This is a genomic window from Flavobacterium psychroterrae (assembly GCF_018380615.1).
GTDB lineage: Bacteria > Bacteroidota > Bacteroidia > Flavobacteriales > Flavobacteriaceae > Flavobacterium > Flavobacterium psychroterrae.
This window is the reverse complement of record NZ_JAGYVZ010000006.1, coordinates 158,404-176,394: the sequence shown is the minus strand read 5'-3', so window position 1 is coordinate 176,394 and position 17,991 is coordinate 158,404. Positions and strand designations below refer to the sequence as shown.

18 protein-coding genes are annotated in these 17,991 nt (G+C 32.2%); 16 read left to right on the top strand and 2 right to left on the bottom strand.

The features are described 5' to 3' along the window. Positions 1-35 precede the first annotated feature (35 nt). The 6 genes from KHA90_RS08865 (at position 36) to KHA90_RS08840 (ending at position 5,005) form a co-directional block, all read left to right on the top strand. Positions 36-1,109 carry an acyl-CoA reductase gene (locus KHA90_RS08865; protein WP_213298037.1) on the top strand — a complete coding sequence of 358 codons (1,074 nt, stop codon included), beginning with the start codon at positions 36-38 and terminating at the stop codon, positions 1,107-1,109. A gap of 93 nt (positions 1,110-1,202) precedes the next feature. Further along, positions 1,203-2,273 (top strand): 3-phosphoserine/phosphohydroxythreonine transaminase, encoded by a 1,071-nt coding sequence (gene serC / locus KHA90_RS08860; RefSeq protein WP_213298034.1) that lies wholly within the window; start codon positions 1,203-1,205, stop codon positions 2,271-2,273. Between the two features lie 153 nt (positions 2,274-2,426). Beyond that, entirely contained in the window at positions 2,427-3,377 is a 951-nt protein-coding gene (locus KHA90_RS08855; protein ID WP_213298031.1) for a D-2-hydroxyacid dehydrogenase, read from the top strand. A 103-nt stretch (positions 3,378-3,480) separates the two neighbouring features. Beyond that, positions 3,481-4,041: a DUF937 domain-containing protein gene (locus KHA90_RS08850; RefSeq protein ID WP_213298028.1), complete on the top strand. Its 561-nt coding sequence runs from the start codon at positions 3,481-3,483 to the stop codon at positions 4,039-4,041. A gap of 188 nt (positions 4,042-4,229) precedes the next feature. Further along, entirely contained in the window at positions 4,230-4,670 is a 441-nt protein-coding gene (locus KHA90_RS08845; RefSeq protein WP_213298026.1) for a DUF6146 family protein, read from the top strand. Between the two features lie 32 nt (positions 4,671-4,702). Next, a complete protein-coding gene (locus KHA90_RS08840; protein ID WP_213298023.1) occupies positions 4,703-5,005 on the top strand; it encodes a DUF6787 family protein in 303 nt (100 codons plus the stop codon). Here the strand turns inward: KHA90_RS08840 and KHA90_RS08835 are convergent. Next, positions 5,002-5,298 (bottom strand): hypothetical protein, encoded by a 297-nt coding sequence (locus KHA90_RS08835; RefSeq protein WP_213298020.1) that lies wholly within the window; start codon positions 5,296-5,298, stop codon positions 5,002-5,004. The genes KHA90_RS08840 and KHA90_RS08835 overlap by 4 nt on opposite strands. Before the next feature lie 325 nt (positions 5,299-5,623). On the opposite strand from KHA90_RS08835, the gene KHA90_RS08830 reads away from it, so the two are divergent. The 3 genes from KHA90_RS08830 (at position 5,624) to KHA90_RS08820 (ending at position 8,815) form a co-directional block, all read left to right on the top strand. Next, positions 5,624-6,289 carry an ABC transporter ATP-binding protein gene (locus KHA90_RS08830; protein ID WP_213298017.1) on the top strand — a complete coding sequence of 222 codons (666 nt, stop codon included), beginning with the start codon at positions 5,624-5,626 and terminating at the stop codon, positions 6,287-6,289. A 111-nt stretch (positions 6,290-6,400) separates the two neighbouring features. Continuing rightward, the gene (locus KHA90_RS08825; RefSeq protein WP_213298014.1) at positions 6,401-7,165 is read left to right on the top strand and encodes a TIGR02757 family protein; all 765 of its coding nucleotides are present in this window, start codon (positions 6,401-6,403) and stop codon (positions 7,163-7,165) included. A 297-nt stretch (positions 7,166-7,462) separates the two neighbouring features. After that, positions 7,463-8,815, top strand: coding sequence for a DEAD/DEAH box helicase (locus KHA90_RS08820; protein ID WP_213298011.1), 1,353 nt, complete (start codon positions 7,463-7,465; stop codon positions 8,813-8,815). 148 nt (positions 8,816-8,963) lie between these two features. Here KHA90_RS08820 and KHA90_RS08815 read toward each other — a convergent pair whose 3' ends face one another. Then, positions 8,964-10,079, bottom strand: a complete 1,116-nt coding sequence (locus KHA90_RS08815) for a lactonase family protein (RefSeq protein WP_213298008.1) — start codon at positions 10,077-10,079, stop codon at positions 8,964-8,966. A 362-nt stretch (positions 10,080-10,441) separates the two neighbouring features. Between KHA90_RS08815 and KHA90_RS08810 the strand changes: the two genes are divergently transcribed. From KHA90_RS08810 to KHA90_RS08780, 7 genes are all read left to right on the top strand, one after another. Then, on the top strand, positions 10,442-12,370 hold the full coding sequence (locus KHA90_RS08810) for a BatA domain-containing protein (RefSeq protein ID WP_213298005.1): 1,929 nt from the start codon (positions 10,442-10,444) through the stop codon (positions 12,368-12,370). 127 nt (positions 12,371-12,497) lie between these two features. Then, the gene (locus tag KHA90_RS08805) at positions 12,498-13,568 is read left to right on the top strand and encodes a DUF262 domain-containing protein (protein ID WP_213298002.1); all 1,071 of its coding nucleotides are present in this window, start codon (positions 12,498-12,500) and stop codon (positions 13,566-13,568) included. Beyond that, complete coding sequence (locus KHA90_RS08800; RefSeq protein WP_213297998.1) at positions 13,565-14,674, top strand: AAA family ATPase; 1,110 nt, start codon at positions 13,565-13,567, stop codon at positions 14,672-14,674. The genes KHA90_RS08805 and KHA90_RS08800 overlap by 4 nt, the downstream gene beginning before the upstream one ends. A gap of 2 nt (positions 14,675-14,676) precedes the next feature. Then, a complete protein-coding gene (locus KHA90_RS08795; RefSeq protein WP_213297995.1) occupies positions 14,677-15,498 on the top strand; it encodes a hypothetical protein in 822 nt (273 codons plus the stop codon). A gap of 12 nt (positions 15,499-15,510) precedes the next feature. Next, entirely contained in the window at positions 15,511-16,767 is a 1,257-nt protein-coding gene (locus KHA90_RS08790; protein WP_213297993.1) for a dihydroorotase, read from the top strand. 5 nt (positions 16,768-16,772) lie between these two features. Further along, positions 16,773-17,099: a hypothetical protein gene (locus tag KHA90_RS08785; protein WP_213297990.1), complete on the top strand. Its 327-nt coding sequence runs from the start codon at positions 16,773-16,775 to the stop codon at positions 17,097-17,099. Between the two features lie 230 nt (positions 17,100-17,329). Then, positions 17,330-17,974 carry an alpha/beta hydrolase gene (locus KHA90_RS08780; protein ID WP_213297987.1) on the top strand — a complete coding sequence of 215 codons (645 nt, stop codon included), beginning with the start codon at positions 17,330-17,332 and terminating at the stop codon, positions 17,972-17,974. Positions 17,975-17,991 lie beyond the last annotated feature (17 nt).

The following is a 17,991-nucleotide window of genomic DNA, read 5'->3' as shown; positions in this document are numbered from 1 at the left end:
AAAATTACAATCAAAACAATTCATAAGCAAACAATATGACATTAGAAACAAAAAAAAGTGTTTTTGTTGAATTAGGCAAATTCTTAAATCAGTTTTCGGAAACAGATAATATACAAAATCCGTCAGTTTTAGGCAATGATTTGTTTTTTGATGATTTTATAAAATTGATACAGCTTTCGCAATCACACAACGGATGGTACACACCTGAACAAGTATATTTTGCAATAAAATCCTGGGCAGATGCTTTGACCGAAGAAAACATTGACAAATGGTTGTCTGAATATTCAACTGAATTAACTCAGACTGACAAAACAGAAAAAAATGTTGCTTTAATTTTAGCCGGAAATATTCCGTTAGTTGGTTTTCACGATTTTTTATCCGTTTTAATTACAGGAAATAAAGCATTAATAAAAACATCTTCAAACGATCAGCATTTGTTGCCTTTTTTAGCTAAATATTTAATTTATGTTGACGAAAGCTTAAAAGACAAAATCACTTTCGTGGAAGGTAAACTGGAAAACTTTGATACCGTAATTGCCACCGGAAGCAATAATACTGCGAGATATTTTGAATATTATTTTAAAGATAAACCTTCTATCATCCGCAAAAACAGAAACTCGGTTGCGGTTTTAAACGGAAAAGAAACCAATGAAGAATTAGAAGCTTTGGGCGAAGATATTTTCAGGTATTTTGGTTTAGGATGTCGTAATGTTTCTAAACTTTTTGTTCCAAAAGGCTACACATTTGAAGCTTTTTTTCAGGCTATTTTTAAATATCAGGATGTGATTCATTATGAAAAATATGCTAACAATTATGATTATAATAAAGCGGTATTTTTAATGAGTAATTTCAAATTACGAGATAATGGATTCCTGACTTTGAAGGAAGATGGAAGTTATGCCTCTCCTATTTCGAGCGTTTTCTATGAATTCTACGAAAATATCGAAGATTTACAAACGCGTCTTGAAGCTGATGCTGAACAAATTCAGTGCATTGTAAGCAATGATTTGATCAAAAACAGTATTCCGTTTGGACAAACCCAAAATCCTCAATTGTGGGATTATGCAGATAACGTAGATACTATAACGTTTTTGTTAACAACAAAGTAAAAATATGTTTAATTATTTCGAATAATTTATCGCTTTTTCAGCTCCTATTGCCGAAATTTGCGTCTTTAAAATTTTCGTCTATTAACAACAACCATGAAAAAACACAACTACAGCGCAGGACCAAGTATCTTACCTCAAGAGGTTTTTGAAAAAGCATCAAAAGCTATACTAAATTTTAATGATTCAGGACTTTCCATTCTTGAAATTTCGCACCGAAGCAAAGATTTCGTTGCAGTTATGGATGAAGCACGTTCCCTTGCTTTAGAGTTATTAGGACTTACCGGAAAAGGATATCAGGCCTTGTTTTTACAAGGTGGTGCAAGCACAGCATTCTTAATGGCTCCTTATAACCTGATGAAAGAAAACGGAAAAGCTGCTTATTTAGATTCCGGAACCTGGGCAACTGCCGCTATAAAAGAAGCAAAATATTTTGGAGAAACTGTTGTCGTAGCTTCTTCAAAAGAAGAAAATTACAACCATATTCCAAAAGGATACACCATACCAAGTGATGCTGATTATTTTCACTGCACTAGTAACAATACTATTTTTGGAACTCAAATGAAAGATTTCCCGGCAACTAATGTTCCTGTTGTTTGTGATATGAGTTCTGATATTTTTTCACGCAATTTAGATTTCTCTAAATTTGATTTAATCTACGCCGGTGCTCAAAAAAATATGGGTCCTGCAGGAGCTACTTTGGTAGTTGTGAAAGAAGATATCTTAGAGAAAAGCGGAAGAACTATCCCAAGTATGTTAGATTATGCTAAACATATCAAAGCAGAAAGTATGTATAATACGCCTCCTGTTTTTGCCGTTTACGTTTCACTTTTAACTTTACAATGGATCAAAGAAAAAGGCGGAGTTGCTGCTGTTGAGAAATTAAACGACGCAAAAGCTGATTTGCTTTATACTGAAATCGACAGAAACCCATTATTTAAAGGTGCTGCAGCGGTTGAAGATCGTTCTAATATGAATGTGACTTTCCTATTAAACAATGCTGACCATACTGAAACTTTTGATGCTTTATGGAAAGCTGCAGGAATTTCAGGATTACCAGGACACCGTTCAGTTGGTGGTTACAGAGCTTCTATTTACAACGCGATGCCTATCGAAAGTGTTCAGGTATTGGTAGATGTAATGAAAGCTTTGGAGTCTAAAGTTTAGTTTACAGTTTACAGTTTACAGTTTTCAGTTTTCAGTAACAGACGACTGAAAACTGAGACTGAAAACTGGAACTCTAATCAAAAAAGAAAAAATTATAATAGTTGGCTCATCGATTAAACAAATTAACGATTAACCAAATAAACAATATACACAATGAAAGTATTAGCGAATGACGGAATTTCTAAAAGTGGAATTCTAGCTTTAGAAAAAGGTGGATTTGAAGTTATAACTACAAAAGTAGCTCAGGAACAAGTAGCTAACTTTGTAAACGAAAATAATGTAGACGTGGTTTTAGTGCGTAGCGCAACTAAAGTTCGTCAGGATATTATTGATGCCTGCCCGGGATTAAAAATTATTGGTCGTGGTGGTGTTGGTATGGATAATATCGATGTTGATTATGCAAAAAGCAAAGGAATTCACGTAATTAATACACCGGCTTCATCATCAGAATCTGTTGCTGAACTGGTATTTGGACACTTATTTTCTGGTGTTCGTTTCTTGCATGATTCTAACAGAAATATGCCTCTTGAAGGAGATTCAAACTTTGATGGTTTGAAAAAAGCCTATGCAAACGGTGTTGAATTAAGAGGAAAAACGCTTGGTATTGTTGGTATTGGACGTATTGGACAAGCTACTGCAAAAATGGCGCTTGGTTTAGGGATGAAAGTTATTGCTGCAGATAGTTTTATTCCTTCTGTAGATATTAAAGTAGAGTTTTTTGACGGACAGTCAATCACAACTACAATTGTTTCTCAATCATTAGAATCATTATTTAGAGAAGCTGACTTCATTACATTACACGTTCCTGCTCAAAACGGTTATATCGTAGGTGAGAAAGAATTTGAAATCATGAAAGATGGTGTTGGAATCGTAAACTGTGCTCGTGGTGGCGTTATTGATGAAGTAGCGTTAGTAAAAGCACTTGATTCAGGAAAAGTTGCATTTGCAGGTTTAGATGTTTTTGAAAGCGAACCAAAACCTGAAATGACAATTTTAATGCACCCAAAAATCTCTTTGACTCCGCACATTGGAGCTGCAACAGGAGAGGCACAAAACAGAATTGGAACCGAATTAGCGTCACAAATCATTACTTTGTTGAGCTAGGAATTAAAAAATAGATTAACTTTAAAGGGATTTACTACAAAATTGTAGTAAATCCCTTTCTTTTTTTAATTAAATTTGTCATCTAATCTAAATCTAAAACATCATGTTTGAACAATTGACCCAATTAGTGCAACAATACGGGAACAGTGCTGTCGTAAACAACGACGCAGTTCCAAATGAGCAAAATGAAGCTGTAATTAGCGAAACCAGCAATTCTATATTTGCAGGATTGCAAAAAATTGCTTCAGAAGGTGGCGGCGAACAACTTGCCAGCCTGTTTAGTGGTAAATCATCTATTGATAGTTCTAATCCTGTTGTACAACAAATTACACAACAGTTGTCCGGTACCCTTGGTCAAAAATTCGGATTGAGCAGTGATACTTCTTCTGGTGTTGCTTCAGGCATGATTCCGCAAATATTAAGTTCATTAGTAAATAAAGCAAAGGATCCAAACGATAGCAGTTTTCAAATTTCGGATATTATTGGTTCGCTTACAAACAGCGGGCAAGCTTCGGGAATTATGGAAACGATCAACAAATACGGAATGCAATTTGGCCTGGATCAAAATGCTGACGGAAAAGTCGATGTAGCTGATGTTATGGTAATAACAAAAACCAAAGGCGGAATCGCCGGGTTTATTGGGAAATTGTTTGGGAGTAAATAAAGCTGCTGAGGTTCTAAGTTTCTGAGTTGCTAAGTTTCTGAGTCACTAAGTAAAAAAGAAAAAGCTGTTTATCTGGTAAACAATTTTTCTTTTTTATCTTTTCTAAAAACTTAGTAACTCAGAAACTTAGCAACTTAGTAACTCTTTCAAGCCATTTATTCGTAAATTTAGACTTGAAACTAAAAGACATGAAAAATTGCTTCCACATATTAATACTTCTATTTACTATAATTGCGTGTTCTACAGCTTCAAAAAATACTGTTGCTGCAAATTCTCCAGTTAAGCCAAATTCGGCTGTAAATGATACTGTACGAATTGCGAATGATTCATTAGAATATGAAGTTATAATTATAGACAACGGTTTTAGTACTTGGCTGGCATCAATGGCGCTTCCGCGAAATTATTATTCATTATCTTATCTTGAAAATAAGAATTATCTATATGTAACAGAATGGAATAATCGCGTTTTGCAACCACAAAGATACAGTCCGAATTTATACGAAATGACGATTGATTACCAACCAAATATTCATTACGGATACGAAGTAAATTATTTGATTTACAATTATATGATTTATTTTCAAAATACATACAAACAAAAGCTCGGCGGGTACGTTCCTATACGATAATGTTCTTATATTTGTAATCATTGCAAGTAAAAATGAATAAATTAAAGAAACGTTGGGGAATCACCTCAAATCTACAAGCCATAATTATCATTGTTGTTTTTGCCATCACAGGATCGGCATCTGCATGGCTGTCTAAACCTTTTTGTGTTATGCTAGGCATCACAAAAGAAGATTTTGGTGGTTGGTTTACTTTAATCCGTTTGCTTATTATCTTCCCTATATATCAAGTCTTACTCGTTGCAATAGGAACCATTTTTGGACAATTCCGCTTCTTTTGGAATTTCGAAAAAAAAATGCTTAAAAATATGGGATTAGGTTTTTTGTTTAAAGACTAAGCGTCATTATTGTTTCTTTGGAAATAATAGGTATAAATCCACGTAATTGTAAATGATGGGATTATATCTGTAAAAGGCAATGCTTCCTCTATAAAAGTCAAGACACTCGCCACTCTTCCTACTCTGCCTTTGTACATTCTGGTCATTATAAATGCCGCGACAGGTGCCCAAATTACATCTGAGAACTCTCCCAATAACGGAATCGTAAAAGAAATCATTCCAACTCCATCCAGAAGCAAACCTAAAAGGAGTTTTCTGGTTCTGTCATCATTAGCTACATTAACTTCCTGCATTTTTATAGTATTTAGATTATTCGAATTTATAAAAAATTAACCAAGTACACTTTATTTCAAAATTTGATTTTCTTTCTTAATTCCCATCTAATCAATTTCCCTGCCATTTATATTGCCCACAGATTAGACTGGTTTAACAGGTTGCCACAGATTAAAAGATTCAACTATTCATTTCAAAAATATAAAACCCGCGATAATCAGTTTAATCCGTCCAATCCGTGGGCGAAAACTTCAATTGCAATTGCTTTTTATTTCTTCTTAAAATTCTGTTACAACACATTTTTATATCGGCAGAATCTTTGTTTCTTTGTAAAAACAGTTTCAAATGATACACGCAAAAAATATACATAAATTCTACGATCAGCTTGAGGTTTTAAAAGGAGTTGATTTACATATTAAAAAAGGAGAAATTGTTTCGATTGTTGGTGCTTCAGGTGCCGGAAAAACTACTTTATTACAAATTTTAGGAACCCTTGATAAACCTTCAAAATCAGAAACCGAAACTTCATTGACCATTAATGGGGAAAATATTTTAGGTTTTAACGATAAGGCATTATCAAAATTCAGAAACTTAAATTTAGGTTTCATCTTTCAGTTTCACCAACTTTTACCTGAATTTACAGCTCTTGAAAACGTTTGTATTCCCGCTTATATTGCCGGTAAAAAACCATCAGAAACAGAGGCTGAAGCAAAAAAACTATTGACTTTTCTGGGATTATCACATAGAATCCATCATAAACCAAACGAACTTTCGGGAGGAGAACAACAACGTGTTGCGGTTGCACGAGCATTAATCAACAAACCCGATGTTATTTTTGCAGATGAACCTTCAGGAAACCTGGACACACATTCTGCCGAAAATTTGCACCAATTATTCTTCCAGCTTCGTGACGAATTCGGACAGACTTTTGTGATTGTAACTCATAATGAAGAATTGGCAAATATGGCTGACAGAAAGTTAGTAATGGTCGATGGATTAATTAGTAATTAAAAGCTGTTTCCTGCTATCCGTTCCAATCTTTTGTTCCATTTCATTACACAAAAGGATTTTCACTTCTATCAGGGCTAGGGCTTTATGATAACAATTACCCTTCATTAAATTATGAACAAAAAAGAACTCAAAGAATTTCTCGACGAAAAAGTCATTCAATATAATAATCAGGATTTCATAGAAAGTGATCCTGTGCAGATTCCGCATTTATTTTCTCAAAAAGAAGACATTGAAATCGCAGGTTTTTTAAGCGCAACAATTGCTTGGGGAAATCGTAAAATGATCATCAAAAATTCGCATCAAATGATGGAATTAATGGGCAATACGCCTTACGATTTTGTCATGTCACATTCTGATGATGATTTATCCCGACTGGAAAATTTTGTTCACCGTACTTTTAACGGAAAAGATTTTGGCAGTTTCATAAAAGGATTGCAGCACATCTATAAAAATCACGGCGGACTGGAAACCGTTTTTGCAAAATATCAGGAAAAAGACAGTTTGCAAAAAAGCATTCACGAGTTCAAAAAAATATTTTTCGAAATCGATCATTTACCCCGAACTCAAAAACATATTTCAGATCCTCTGAATAATTCGGCAGCAAAAAGAATCAACATGTATTTGCGCTGGATGGTTCGACAAGACACAAAAGGTGTCGATTTAGGAATTTGGAAAAGCATTTCTCCTTCAGCCTTATCTTGCCCACTTGATGTACATTCCGGTAATGTTGCACGAAAATTAGAAATCCTTACCCGAAAACAAAACGACGGAAAAGCATTGGCTGAACTTGATCTTAAATTGAGAGAAATGGATCCTCAGGATCCGGTAAAATATGATTTTGCACTTTTTGGATTAGGTGTTTTTGAAGGGTTTTAAGCTTAGAAGCACACTATATGTCAGGCTGAGCGGAGTCGAAGCCTTCCAAGTTTACAAACACAAATTTCACGAATTTGCACAAATTTCGATAGTTAACTTGGTTTGTGCAATTAATTTCACAAACTAATTAGTGGCAATTAGTGAAATTTGTGTTTAAAATTGATTTGTAATATTTGTGCTCAAAAAATTCCAATTGGCGCGCACTTCAACTCTGCTCAGGGTGACAAGCTGTATCAATAATAAAAATCTAACAAAAAACCACGAATTTAACGTACATTTGCACAAAATTTAATGTAAATGAGCACTTTCGAAAAATTCAATCTTCCAAAATCAGTACAAAAAGCAATCGACGAATTAGGCTTTGTTACGCCTACTCCTATTCAGGAAAAATCCTTTGCCGTGATTATGTCTGGGCGCGATATGATGGGAATTGCGCAAACCGGTACCGGTAAAACATTTGCTTACTTATTGCCTCTTTTAAAATTATACAAATTTACACCAACCAATACGCCTAAGATCGTAATTCTGGTTCCAACACGTGAATTAGTTGTTCAGGTTGTTGAAGAAGTAGAAAAATTAACCAAATACATGTCGGTTAGTACGCTTGGTATTTTTGGTGGAGTAAATATCAATACACAAAAAAAAGCTGTTTACGAAGGTGTTGACATTTTAGTTGGAACGCCAGGTCGTACAATGGATTTAGCGCTTGATGCCGTTATTCGTTTTGATGAAACTCAAAAATTAGTTATTGATGAGTTTGATGAAATGCTGAATCTTGGTTTCCGTACACAATTGACAGCACTTTTGGCGATGATGAAAACCAAACGTCAAAACATTTTATTCTCTGCAACCATGACTGACGAAGTTGATGCTGTTTTGAATGACTTTTTTGATTTTCCGGAAGAAGTTACACTTGCAGCTTCAGGAACTCCGCTTGAAAACATTACGCAAATCACATATAATGTTCCCAACTTTAATACAAAAGTAAATCTGTTAAAACATTTATTAGAAACAAACGAAAGCATGGAACGTGTTTTGGTTTTTGTGAATAATAAAAAGATTTCAGACATGCTTCATACCAGAATTGAAGAAGATTTTGAAGGTCAGTTTGGAGTAATTCACTCCAATAAATCTCAAAATTACCGTTTGAGCACAATGGCTGAATTCCAGGAAGGAAATCTACGCGGATTAATCACAACTGATATTATGGCGAGAGGTTTAGATATCTCGAATATCTCTCACGTTATTAACTTTGAGCTTCCGGAATTTCCTGAGTTATACATGCACAGAATTGGTCGTACAGGTCGTGCAGATGCAACCGGAACTGCAATTAGTTTTATCACGCCTCGTGAAGAAGAATTTAAAGTGGAAGTGGAGGTATTAATGAACCAGGAACTTGCTATTGCAGAGTTTCCTGAAGAAGTTGAAATTTCGCTAAAATTAATAGAACCTGAAAAAGACAAACAACCGATTAAGTTTTTAATGAAAAAACAAACATTAAAAGGTGATGGTGCTTTTCATGATAAAGACAAAAAGAACAAAAAAGTCAACCTTGGTGGACCTTCTAAAACGAAAAAGAAAACTCACGGATCTGTCAATCGTAACATGTTAAAAACGAGAGATAAGAAGAGAAAAGATAAGAATAAATAGTTGTTTTTTTTTAAGGAACAAAGGCTCAAAGGAATAGAGGTTCAAAGTAAAAAATAAAGAAAAGCTCAAAATAGTAAAATTAACTTTTACTATTTTGAGCTTTTCTTTAAACCTTTGTCGCTTTGAACCTCTGTTCCTTTGAACCTTCTTACTTTATCTTCGTAAAAACAAGTCCAACCGGTGAACACAATTCAATTTTCTTACCTGTTTTTGTAAGCTTTCCGGTTGCTTTATCTCTTTTGAAAATAATGATATCGTTTGTATATTGGTGACCAACCAAAAGGTAATTACCTGTAGGATCAATAGCGAAATCTCTCGGACCTTTTCCTAAAGTACTTTCCTGTTCTACAAATTTAATTTTCCCGTCTTTCTGGATTTGATAAACCGAAATATTGTTAGCATCAACACGATCTGTTACATATAAAAATTTTCCGTCAGGCGAAATTTTAATTGCTGCTGCTCCTGTTCCGCCTTTAAAATCTTTTGCAAGAATACTTGTTTCTGCAAGCACTTTTAAACTTCCGGCTTTATCATAACTTAAGGTTGTCAAAGTAGCATCTAATTCCTGAACTAAATACACGAACTTGCCATCTTTACTAAACGTTAAATGTCTTGGTCCGCTTCCTTTTTTCACATCAACTGTTCCTTTTAAAGTAAGGATTTCATGGCTGGAACCTGGATTGTATTTATAAATATAAATTTTATCTTCACCTAAATCATTCGATAAAACGAATTTTTTATCCGGAGAAAAAGCGACCATATGAACGTGTGCTTTTTCCTGACGCGCTGCATTTGGTCCCTTTCCTTCATGTTGAATTAATTGCTGTCCTTCGGTTATACTTCCGTCCGCATTTTTCTTGAATACAGCTATACTTCCACCGGAATAATTCGCAACAATAACGTTTTTATCATCATTTATTAAATGACAAGGATCTGCTCCCAATGAAGCGTTTGTATTCAGTAGTTTAAGTTTACCCGTTGGCGCATCATATGTAAAGGCACTTACAGCACTTTCTGTTCCGTTTTCGTTTACTGCATAAAGAAATTTATTATTTGCAGAAATTGATAAATAACTTGGACTTACTGATTTTTCGGTTGAATTTTTTAATTTAAAATCACCGGAAACAGCATTAAATTCATAAACATATATCCCTTTACTATCGCAAGTATTAGTATATGTTCCCACTAATAAGTTAAATTTATTTTGAGCATTTGAAGTCATAAAAGATAAAATTGTAAAAAGCAGAATATATAATCTTTTCATAGTTTTTGGATTGGTTTTGAATATGCTAAAATACTCAATAATATCTTTCGCAAACTTATTTTTTGTTACAAATGAATTGTCAAAAGTTACATTTTTCAAACTATGTATCATAATTTTTTAAACCATATAAGTGATATAAGTTCATTTAAATATTTTTTAAAAAGTCTTATTATAATCTCAAAGTCATTTGAATAATATTTTCAAGTCTAATGTAAAATCATTTTACTTTTCCTATAAATAAGGCTTACTTATAATCTCTAATATCACTTATATGGTTTAACAATATTCCCTATATGGTTTGATTAAAAATTTGTATTTTTGACCAGCATCTACAAAACGTAGTGAAATAAATTTAAGCCAGAATGCATTTTAAACATCCCGAAATTCTATACTTTCTGTTTTTATTGATTGTTCCTATTTTGGTTCACTTATTTCAATTACGACGTTTTAAAATCTCTTATTTTACTAACGTTAAATTTTTAAAAGAACTTTCTGTTCAAACCAGAAAAAGTTCAAAAATCAAAAAAAGACTTTTACTGGCTACTCGTTTATTATTATTGACTTGTATTATTTTGGCTTTTGCCCAACCATTTTTTGAAGCAAAAGACAGCAAAAACGCATCAAATGAAATGTATATTATTCTCGACAATTCATTTAGCATGCAAGCCAAAGGAAAAAAAGGCGAATTACTAAAACGTGCGGTTCAGGAACTACTGGAAAATACTCCTGAAACAGCTCAGTTTTCATTGTTAACCAACACAGAAAATTATTGGAATACCGATATAAAATCATCTAAAAGCGCTTTACAAAATTTAAATTACAGCGCAACACCTTTTGAACTTCCATCGATTATCGCGAAGATAAAAGCACATAAATCAGCACATAAAAGAGACATTGTTATTATTACGGATGCTGTTGGTTTATCCGAAAAAGATGTAAAAAATATTGATCCTGAAGAAAAACCATATTTCATTATTCCAGAAGCTGAACAAAAAAACAATATCGCAATTGACAGCGTTTTCATTAATCAGACTTTAGAAAACTTCTACGAAATAAGCGTTAATTTATCTGCTTACGGAGAAGATTTCAAACCTGTATCAATCGCTTTGTACAATCAAAACAAACTAATTGCCAAAACAATTATCAATTTTGATGCAAAGAAAAAGAAAGTCAATTTTACAATTCCTAAAGAAGCTTTTCACGGATATGTAACAATTGAAGATAATGGTCTAACGTACGATAACAAGCTTTATTTTAGCATTTCAAAAACTAAAAAAACGAATATTATAAGTATTGGAGAACCGGAAAAAAGCAATTTCTTATCCAGAATTTATACTTCTGCTGAGTTTAATTACAATAATTATTCTATTACCAATTTAGATTATAATAGTTTAGAAAAACAAAACACTATTATTTTAAATGAATTAATTGAAGTTCCGCAAGCATTGCAAACTACTTTAAAAGCATTTGTTTCTAAAGGTGGAAATTTAGTTGTGATTCCTTCTGAAAAAAGTTCTATTTCAAATCTGAATACTTTTCTGGGGAATTTCGGAAAAATTCAATTTAAAAATCTTGAAAATAAAAGTAAGTTAATTACCAAAATCAATTTTGATCATCCTTTATTTTCGGGAGTTTTTGAGAATAAAATCACGAATTTTCAATATCCAAAAACGAATAATTCATTTAATATTTCAAGCCCTTATCCGGCAGTTTTATCTTATGAAGATCAAAGTGTGTTTGTAACGGCAATTCAAAACCCGGTTTCGGGAATTACTGTTTTTTCGGCACCAATCAATACCATCAATTCAAACTTTCAGCAATCACCGTTGATTGTGCCATTGTTTTATAAAATGGGGCAAAACAATCAGAAAACTGGAGTTAATGCTTTAACTATTGGAAATAATCAACCTTATTTCGTAGATGTTTTATTAACTAAAGATGCTATTTTAGAAGTAAAAGGAAATGAAGATTCATTTATTCCGATTCAGCAAATATTAAATAATAAAGTAAAACTAACCTTTAATGATTTCCCTCAAACAGCCGGAAATTATAGTGTAGTTGATAAAAAAGAATGGATTGAAAACCTGAGTTTTAATTACAAAAGAAGTGAAAGCGATTTGAGTCAAATCAACACCAACGTAATTTCAGATTTTAAAACTGCTGATACGATTTCGACCATTTTTAACACGCTACAAGCTGAGCGAACTGACAGCCAAATTTGGAAATGGTTTGTTATCTTTGCACTGATATTTTTAGCATTGGAAATGGCAATTATCAAATTTATAAAGTAAACTTAAGAGCTTATTTATATTGCTATCCCAATAAATAACGTAACCTATTTCAACGATGAATGAGAACAATACAGATTCTAGCGAACAATCTTTAAACAATGGAATTTCAGATATTGAAAAAGAAGATTTGGGGAATGAAGTTTCTTTAGAACCTTACGATCCTAGTAAAATAAGTATTGATCACCAAAATGTGAATTTGGGTTCTATTATAGAAAATTTACAACATAACGAAATTCGTTTAGATCCTGAATTTCAACGATTAGGAGATTTATGGTCTGACTCCAAAAAAAGTCAATTAATTGAATCTATCCTTTTAGGACTACCTCTTCCGTCTTTTTATTTTAGTGAAGAAGATTCTGGAAAATGGGAAGTGGTTGACGGATTGCAACGTCTTTCTACTTTTAAATCTTTCATTGTTGATGAAACATTAACACTACAAGGATTAGAGTTTCTAAAAAAATACGACGGAAATAAATATGCTGATTTATCTAGAGAAGACAAGAGAAAAATAAGTGGTTTCAAAGTCAATCTTTATGTTATTAATAAACAAACCCCAGAAAACGTAAAGTTTTTGATTTTTAAAAAAGTAAACACTGCTGGTATCATTCTTACTCCACAAGAAATGCGACATGCTCTGAATCAAGGAATTCCTGCAAAATTCATAAAGGAATTAGCAGAATTAATCGAATTTAAAAGAGCTACTGATTATAAAATACCTTTTAAAAGACAAGAAGACAGGGATTTTATAAATCGATTCATTGCTTTTTATTTATTGGGATATACCGAAAAATATAAAGGTAATTTAGATGAATTTCTTAACGATGGAATGGCTGCTTTAAAATTTTTAGAAGAGGATGAAAAATTTGAATTAAAAGAGAACTTCAAAAAATCAATGACTTTAGCTTTCAAAATTTTTGGAGATGATGCTTTTAGAAAACGATATAATAAAAATGACAAGAGAAAACCTATATCTAAAGCTATTTATGATACTTTAAGTGTTAATTTTGCATTACTAAATGACATCGAAAGGAATGAGTTATTAATAAAAAAAAGCCTCTTTAGAACTACATTAATCAAGGAGTTAAATAGTGATAATTCTTTTTCCCAATCTGTTACAACTGCAACTGGGAATAAAGAAAAAGTTAAATATCGATTTGATAAAATAAAATTAATTATTCAAAACATTATAAAAAAATGATTAATACTCTTTACATAGAGAACTTCAAATCACATTCAAATACTGAATTAAATCTCTCGAAAATAAATATTTTTACCGGTTTGAATGGTATGGGAAAATCATCGGTTATACAAGCATTGTTATTATTACGCCAATCCAATAAATTAAATAAAGGTTTAGAATTAAATGATGAATTATGTAAAATTGGGGTTGTTGAAGATGCTGTATATCAATCAGCTGAGGAAGACTATATTAAATTTTCAATAAATTACAAACAAGATAATTTTGTTTGGAAATTTTCAGCGAATCCAACAAACATAAATGATACTTTTTTAAGCACTTTAAAAGATTCTATATTACCCAATGACTATAGTTCGATTAATCTATTTAATAATAACTTTCAATACATAAGTGCTTTTAGAAATGGACCAACAGATGATTATATAAAAAATACTTCTGCCGTAGAACATGAAAATCAAATTTCAAAAAATGAAGGTAGATGTGAATTTGTAGTTCATTATTTGGATTTTTTCGGAAAAACATTTGTTAATGAATCTCTAAAAAAGAACATTGAAGACGATGCAACTCTTGTATATCAAGTAAAACAATGGATGAGAGAAATAAGCCCTAACATCAATATAAATATAAAACCTTCTGGACTAAATTACAAAATTAATTATAGTTTTGACAGAGGAGAAGGACAAGTTCCGACACTTGATTTTAAAGCAAAAAATATAGGTTTTGGTATTTCTTACGTTTTACCAATTATCGTTGCTTCATTACATGCACCAGAAGGAAGCATCATAATTATTGAGAACCCAGAAGCTCACATTCATCCAGGTGCTCAAGCAAAATTAATGGAGTTAATTTGTAAATCTGCCAAAAATGGCGTACAATTTATTATAGAAACCCATAGTGATCATATCATAAACGGCCTTTTAGTAGCTACAAAAAATAATATTATTTCAAATGAAGATAGTTCAGTGTATTATTTTGATAGAGACGAAAAAAAACACGCCACAAAAGCAATTCATCTACCAGTCCTTAAAGGTGGTAAAATTCAGAGACCACCAAAAGGTTTTTTTGATCAATTGGATCTAGATATGAATACATTAATGGGATTGTAAGCATGAGTAAAGTTAATATTTTTATATTATTACCTGAAAAAAATCCGTCTTTTAATTGGATTAATAGCATTGATGTACTTATAGAAGAAAATTCTATTCGCGATTATTTACGAAATTTAGATCTCTACAAAAAGTCTATTAATCATGAAAAATATGATGGCTTTTATGACAAAAAATCATTACTTGAATTAGTAAGTCAAATTAAAACCTTAGAAGATTCCTATCCTCAACCTACACTAAGAACCTTACAAATTCTTTTTTCTGATTTTTTTGACTGGAGAGAAGATTGCAATAATTCAAACGAAAATAATTATTCTATTTTTAGTTCTTTAATAACCGATAATACTTTTTGTGAGGTAGCGCAAAGAAAACATAATAATATTAGTCAAAATTTTGCATTTTTAAATCATCAAGCTATTGCTATTAAAAATAAAATAGATATACTTTTAAATACCACAGAGAAAGATTTTAAAATATTACATAATGATAGTGAATTAATTGCTTATTTTTGTGAAAATCGTATTCCAGCGAGAAATTTTCAAACTATACCGAAGCATAATATTCCAAGACCAATTAGGAGAAGAGGAGAGTTAATAAGCCCTTTTTATGGTGATAAAAAAAATGCTGCCGAAATATTAAAAACAGCAATTGGCGTCAATTCAAAAGAACTTTTTGGTTATGACAAATCAAAAAAAATGGTAATTATTTTCAAATATGAAAATGATACACCTCAAAATCAATTTCATGGTTACCATGTTGAAATAGAATCTGATGAAATTCCAAGTGAAATAAGAAAAATACTTAAAAAATCGATCACAAATTAATAGTTGAAAAACATGAAAATAATCATCAGAAGCGCCAAAATTATCGATTCAAAAAGTCCGTTTCATAATCAGACCGTTGATCTTTTAATTGCAGATGGTATTATAGAAAAAATAGGAACTTCGATTCTTGATATCGAGGATACAACCGAAGTAAAATTAGACAATTTATACCTTTCGCAAGGTTGGTTTGACAGCAGCGTTTCCTTTGGAGAACCAGGCTACGAAGACAGAGAAACCATTGCAAACGGATTGAATGTTGCTGCAAAAAGTGGTTTTACGGCAATTGCTTTACAACCCAACTCCTTCCCTGTTATCGACAATCAGTCGCAGGTAAATTTTGTCAAAAATAAAGCGAATGGTTTTGCCACGGAACTTTTCCCTATTGGAGCTTTAACCAAAGCAAGCGAAGGAAAAGATATGGCAGAATTATTTGATATGAAAAAGTCTGGAGCGGTTGCTTTTGGAGACTACAACAAAAGTATCGACAACGCTAATCTATTGAAAATCGCGCTGCAATATGTTCAGGATTTTGATGGATTAGTTATCACCTATTCACAAGATCCCAATATTAAAGGAAATGGTGTTGCAAATGAAGGAATCGTTTCTACGAAATTAGGTTTAAAAGGAATCCCAAATTTAGCCGAAGAATTACAAATATCAAGAAACTTATTTTTATTAGAATATACGGGAGGAAAACTTCACATTCCAACAATTTCTACCGCAAAATCGGTTGAGTTAATAAGAGAAGCTAAAGCAAAAGGATTACAGATAACTTGTAGTGTCGCTGTACATCATTTGGTTTTAACCGATGAAAAATTAGAAGCTTTTGATACCCGTTTTAAAGTTACGCCTCCATTAAGAACTGAAACTGACAGACAGGCTTTATTAAACGGAGTTACTGATGGAACTATTGATTTAATTACCTCAGATCACAACCCAATTGATATTGAATTCAAGAAAATGGAATTTGATACAGCTAAAAACGGAACTATTGGCCTTGAAAGTGCATTTGGAGCTTTACAAACTGTTTTGCCTATTGAAACGATAATCGAAAAACTAACTTCAGGAAAAGCTATATTCGGAATTGAGAATAATTCAATTGCCGAAGGTTCAAAAGCTAATTTCACATTCTTTAATCCGGAAGGAAAATCTGTTTTTACGAAAGCAAATATTCTTTCAAAATCTAAAAATTCTGCTTTTTTAGGAACAGAAATAAAAGGTTCTGTTTATGGAATTTTAAATCAAAATCAACTTGTTATCACTAAATAATTACAATGAATAATTCAATCGAAGAGGGAAAATCAATCGCCATTACCAGTTATATTTTAATTATTGGTGTTTTGATCGCGATGTCTATGAACTCTGAAAATAAAAATAGTTTTGCCTCATTTCATATCCGTCAGGCTTTAGGATTATCGCTTACTTTTATCTCTTTTGGAGCGATAATAAGCAATTTTGACAGCTTTATGATTACTTTCCCAATGTGGATTTGTATTTTTATATTATGGACGTACGGCATTTTTAGTGCTATTCAAGGGCAGACAAGACCGATTCCGTTAGTTGGAAATTTATTTCAAAAATGGTTTAAATCGATTGGGTAAATTTAAATTACAATTGAAACTAAAATTCAAATTTTAAAATTCCAAATTCCAAAAAAAAGTAATCCGTTAAATCCGTGTTTTCGCTTGCGAAGCTGTTTTATCAGCGTATAATTTTAGCACACAGATGACGCGGATTTGCAAGCAAAAACGCAGATAAAAACAGATTTTTTATTATAATAATCTCAAAGTTGAAAATTTACAATTCACAACTTACAATTCACAATTAAAAAATGAATCTATCCTTAGAATATAAAATACAAGAACCAAAAGTTATCTTAGATAAAAATCCTGTTTTACTTTTACTACACGGATATGGAAGTAACGAAGCTGATTTATTTTCGTTTGCTACTGAACTGCCTGATAATTATTATATTATTTCTGCTCGTGCTCCTTATGATTTACAATATGGTGCATATGCCTGGTACGCAATTAATTTTGATGCTGATCAGAATAAATTTTCAGATAACGAACAGGCAAAGATTTCACGTGATGCAATTGCAGCTTTTGTAGACGAATTAGTAGCAAATTATCCTATTGATGCTAATAATATAACTTTAGTCGGCTTTAGCCAAGGTTCTATTTTGAGTTATGCAGTGGCACTTTCATATCCTGAAAAAATTCAGCGAGTTGTGGCAATGAGTGGTTATTTTAACGACGAAATTATCAAAGAAGGTTTTGAACAAAACGACTTTAAAAACCTAAAAATATTCGCTTCACATGGAACTGTAGATCAGGTAATACCGATTGATTGGGCGAGAAAAACTCCTGCAATTCTGGAGAAATTAAATATTCCGGTTACTTATAAAGAATATCCTGTTGGTCATGGAGTTGCCCCGCAAAATTTCTTCGATTTTAAGAATTGGCTGGTGGAGTAGTTTTTTATTTTATATAA